Here is a 3,890-nt window from a genome sequence, read left to right as displayed (position 1 = left end):
GGCAAACGGGCAGGCTGCCGAGCGACGTCGCCGAGAAGATGAAGGCTTTGGAGCGGGAAAACCGCGAGCTTCGTCAAGCCAACGAGATTCTGCGTAAAGCCTCCGCTTATTTCGCGATGGCGGAGCTCGACCGCCCCTTCAAACGATGATCTCGTTCATCGACGAACACCGTGGTGTGTTCGGGGTCGAGCCGATCTGCAGGCTGCTGCCGATTGCCCCATCAACCTACTACGAGACCCTTGCCAAGCGCCTGGATGTGGATCGCCTGTCGATCCGCACCCGCAGCGATATCAGCCTGAAGATCGAGATCCGCCGTGTCTTCGAGGCCAACTTCCGCGTCTATGGCGTTCGCAAGGTCTGGCGGCAATTGAAGCGTGAAGGCTTTGACATTGCCCGCTGCACCGTTGCCCGGCTTATGAGGTCGATGAGCCTGCAGGGTATTATTCGAGGAAAGCCGATCCGCACGACGGTCTCGGACAAGACGGCTCCGAGTCCGCTTGACCGGGTGAACCGGCAGTTCAAAGCCCCTGCGCCAAACAGGCTGTGGGTTTCTGACTTTACCTATGTTGCCACCTGGCAGGGTTTCGTCTACGTCGCCTTCGTGATCGACGTCTTCGCGCGTCGTATCGTTGGCTGGCGGGCGAGCCGGACGGCACAGGCAAGCTTTGTCCTCGATGCCCTGGAGCAGGCACTCCATGATCGGCGTCCCCTTCATGGCGGCCGCCTCGTGCATCACTCGGACAGGGGCGTTCAATACGTGTCCATTCGGTATTCCGAGAGGCTGGCAGAAGCGGGCATCGAGCCGTCTGTCGGAAGCGTCGGTGACAGTTACGACAACGCCCTCGCTGAGACGATCAATGGCCTCTACAAGGCCGAGGTCATCCATCGATGTGGACCGTGGCGCAACTTCGAGGCGGTGGAGTTTGCTACCCTGGAATGGGTCGATTGGTTCAACCACCGACGAATTCTGGAGCCTATCGGGAATATACCGCCAGCCGAAGCCGAGGAACGGTACTATGCCATGCTGGAAGAACCAGCACTGGCCGCATAACTTAAACCAAATGGCCTCCGGCAAACCCGGCGCGGTTCAGGTTGCGATCAACGAAAGGTCGAAGTGTCAATCGACTACAAAGCCCTCGCAGCAGCAATCACCGAGGAGCTTTCAAAGAAAGATACTTCATCATCATCCGCATCGACCGACGATCTTTCATCGAAGCCGGTATCACGAGATGAAATCGATTATGTGATTGATGACAAAGGTTATGATTTCCGAAAGCAAATCGGTGAGGACATGAAGACACTTTATTCTTCAATCCCAAACTTCCCGGTTTGTTACATCACCAATCGGCGCGGCGGGATCGTGTTTGGATATGATTTTGATAACAGAAGCATTTCGTCGGCAACGAGCAGGAATTGCCTGTTTGCAGTCGCACGATGGGCCGTCGAGAAAAAAATTACAATTCCTTTCGACAAAATTGAAAAATTATTTGCGCGGTCATTCGTCCCGCTACCAACTGAATTGATTCCAAAGCAATAGCAGCAACAGCGATAAAAAAAGGGGAGCAATTTGCTCCCCTTTCTCATATTTGAAATTGGTGTGGGGAACGGAATCGAACCGTTCTGCGGTCTTCCGGCTTTGACGCTAGAATACAGGACATCCTCTTGTCATCCTGGATGATACGAGAGCACTAAATAGGATTATATTGAGACTTATGCACTCTTCTACATAACTTATGTGACTTGCATTAGCAGTTTCCGGAGACCTTCATCGAAACCCAAACGCTACATACGATTGTATTGAAGTGCAAAAATACGCTTTTTTTATTGACTCCACGCAAAGGCAAGCTTACTTTGACGGCAAATGACATAAATCTGTCATCAAACTGTAACGATTTTGGTAGGGAAGCCATATGGTCTATGCGTCAGTGTTTGTTTTATGGTCGCTATGCGCTTACGGAATTCATCGTCTAGGGCATTTCAATCACCCATTTAATCCAATGTTTCGAATCCATATGAAACATCATAAGGTTCAATATGGTCGGGGCAACCACAGGTACCACTGGCCGGAGTGTGCGCATTTTTTTCTCTGGTTTGGCGATTTTAAAGCCTCAGCAGATGTCTGGATAACGTTACTTTTACCAGCAATTACTTTGTCCATTATATTTCAAGAGACAAATTATTTTATGATTATAATTGTTTATTTATATGAAGTTTTTCTTTCCGAGAATTTATTGGATCATAATCCGGAAGTGGACACAATTTTTGACATATTATTTGCAGTTGGTGTGTTTCATTTACGACACCATAAATCTCCGGCTTTCAATTTTGGTCTCTACACCAATCTATGGGATCACATATTCTTGACAGCTCGCTATGGCTCTTCGCGAAAACTGGAAAGCAGCTTCGAGAGAATGTCTCAGAATCTGAGTTCAGTCGGCCTCCCCGCTTAACAGAGACAATCATGTCCCCCATGCACATAATCGTAAGGCGTTGTGGGTCGGCGATTACCTACGCTTTATTCATCTCTATATACTTTAACTTTCTGCAAGATCAGCTCGGCTGGGATGCGGACTCCGCATCGCTTTTTTACAGTTTTCTCTTGTTCTCGAACCAAGTGTTCGCACTTCCAGCGGGAATATTTGGCGATAGGTTCGGCTTTAAGCCTATGATGGTAGTTGGATGTATCATTGATGCAATCTGCTACCTAGCTCTGGCCACCAGCCCAGGAGTGTTCGTTGCTATATCTGCTGCCGTTGGAATTGGTATTGGGGGATGCCTTTTTAGCACGAACGCAAGAGCCGAACTTCTTACAGCAAGCCATGGCAACAAACGCGAAGCTGCTCGCCAGCAAGGTCGGTTCCTTCGCTGGACTAATGTCGGGTCCCTCATAGGACCCGTGCTTGGGCTACTAGTCCTTCAGCATAACAACTATACCTTAGCTCTATCGGTGTCTGCCGCGTTTGAAGTTGCTCTATCAATCCCTCTGATATTGGGATGGCTCAGAGGCGGCACGAGAGAGAAAAGCTCGAAAATTACGAAGCTCACCCTCCTAGACATTGGACCGCAGCGGAAAAGTTTTATCAAACTTCATCTCTGGGCTTTTATACCCGTTGGATTGGCCTCTTCGGCCCCTATCCTTTTTCCATATATCTTCACGAACGTCGTCAGCAGCCCAGACGATAATTCTATCGCGCAGCTTATCCGCAATATTGTTGTTATCGTTTTGCAAAGTTGGGCGTCTCAAGCCCTACTCATCGAGGGGAAGCTTTCCAGGATTCTGATAGCCTGTAGCATGTTAACATTCTGCATATTTATCCTGGCATTTCTATTCCCATACAACTCTATGATCTTCGGCCTTTCCGCACTTTTTGGGCTAATCCAGGTTTTTACAACGACAGCCATTTATAACGGCATAGTCCTAATTGGCAGCACCGAACGCCAAGCAACCTTTTTCGGCGCGTCGAAGCTGCTGCTCTCGGCGAGCACATTTATCGTACTCCAAGCAATTCCGCTGCTCATGATCTGGCTCAGCCAGAATATCCAACCGCTATCCGGGGTTCCTCTCCACTCAGTCCAGTTAGTTATAGGAATGCTAGTTTTGGGCTGTATTGCAGTCATCTCACATTCCGGACGCCTGCAAAAGGATGAGTCATAAAATGGTCTCGCTCCCCCTAGCTATAACGAGCAGCCTTGGACAATCGGCGACTGTTTTCCAAGGAAATTGGCTGACCCGTGAGACAACAGGTGGCTATGCAAACCACACGACTATACTCTATCGAGGCACGGAGCAATTTATTTTAAAAGAGTTCGTGGAAGAGACATCCCTACAACGCGAAACTTATGGCGCTTTACTGTCTACAGGGTCATAATTTCAATGCGCCGAAAGTCGT

Annotated in this window: 3 protein-coding genes, 1 pseudogene and 1 other annotated feature; all 4 genes and pseudogenes read left to right on the top strand. The window is 49.2% G+C overall.

Annotated features, from left to right (window positions below):
• Positions 1-1,051, top strand: a pseudogene (locus VZ95_RS20275) (IS3 family transposase); the annotation flags it as partial.
• Positions 104-220, top strand: a sequence feature (AL1L pseudoknot). Its footprint overlaps the pseudogene before it by 117 nt.
• 63 nt (positions 1,052-1,114) lie before the next feature.
• Positions 1,115-1,537 carry a hypothetical protein gene (locus VZ95_RS24650; protein WP_156995471.1) on the top strand — a complete coding sequence of 141 codons (423 nt, stop codon included), beginning with the start codon at positions 1,115-1,117 and terminating at the stop codon, positions 1,535-1,537.
• Between the two features lie 373 nt (positions 1,538-1,910).
• Positions 1,911-2,450 carry a sterol desaturase family protein gene (locus tag VZ95_RS29530; RefSeq protein ID WP_084627959.1) on the top strand — a complete coding sequence of 180 codons (540 nt, stop codon included), beginning with the start codon at positions 1,911-1,913 and terminating at the stop codon, positions 2,448-2,450.
• Positions 2,451-2,461: 11 nt separating this feature from the next.
• The gene (locus tag VZ95_RS20270; RefSeq protein ID WP_198148449.1) at positions 2,462-3,655 is read left to right on the top strand and encodes an MFS transporter; all 1,194 of its coding nucleotides are present in this window, start codon (positions 2,462-2,464) and stop codon (positions 3,653-3,655) included.
• Positions 3,656-3,890 lie beyond the last annotated feature (235 nt).

This window comes from Elstera litoralis (assembly GCF_000963705.1).
Classification (GTDB): domain Bacteria; phylum Pseudomonadota; class Alphaproteobacteria; order Elsterales; family Elsteraceae; genus Elstera; species Elstera litoralis.
This window is presented reverse-complemented; position numbering and strand designations above follow the sequence as displayed.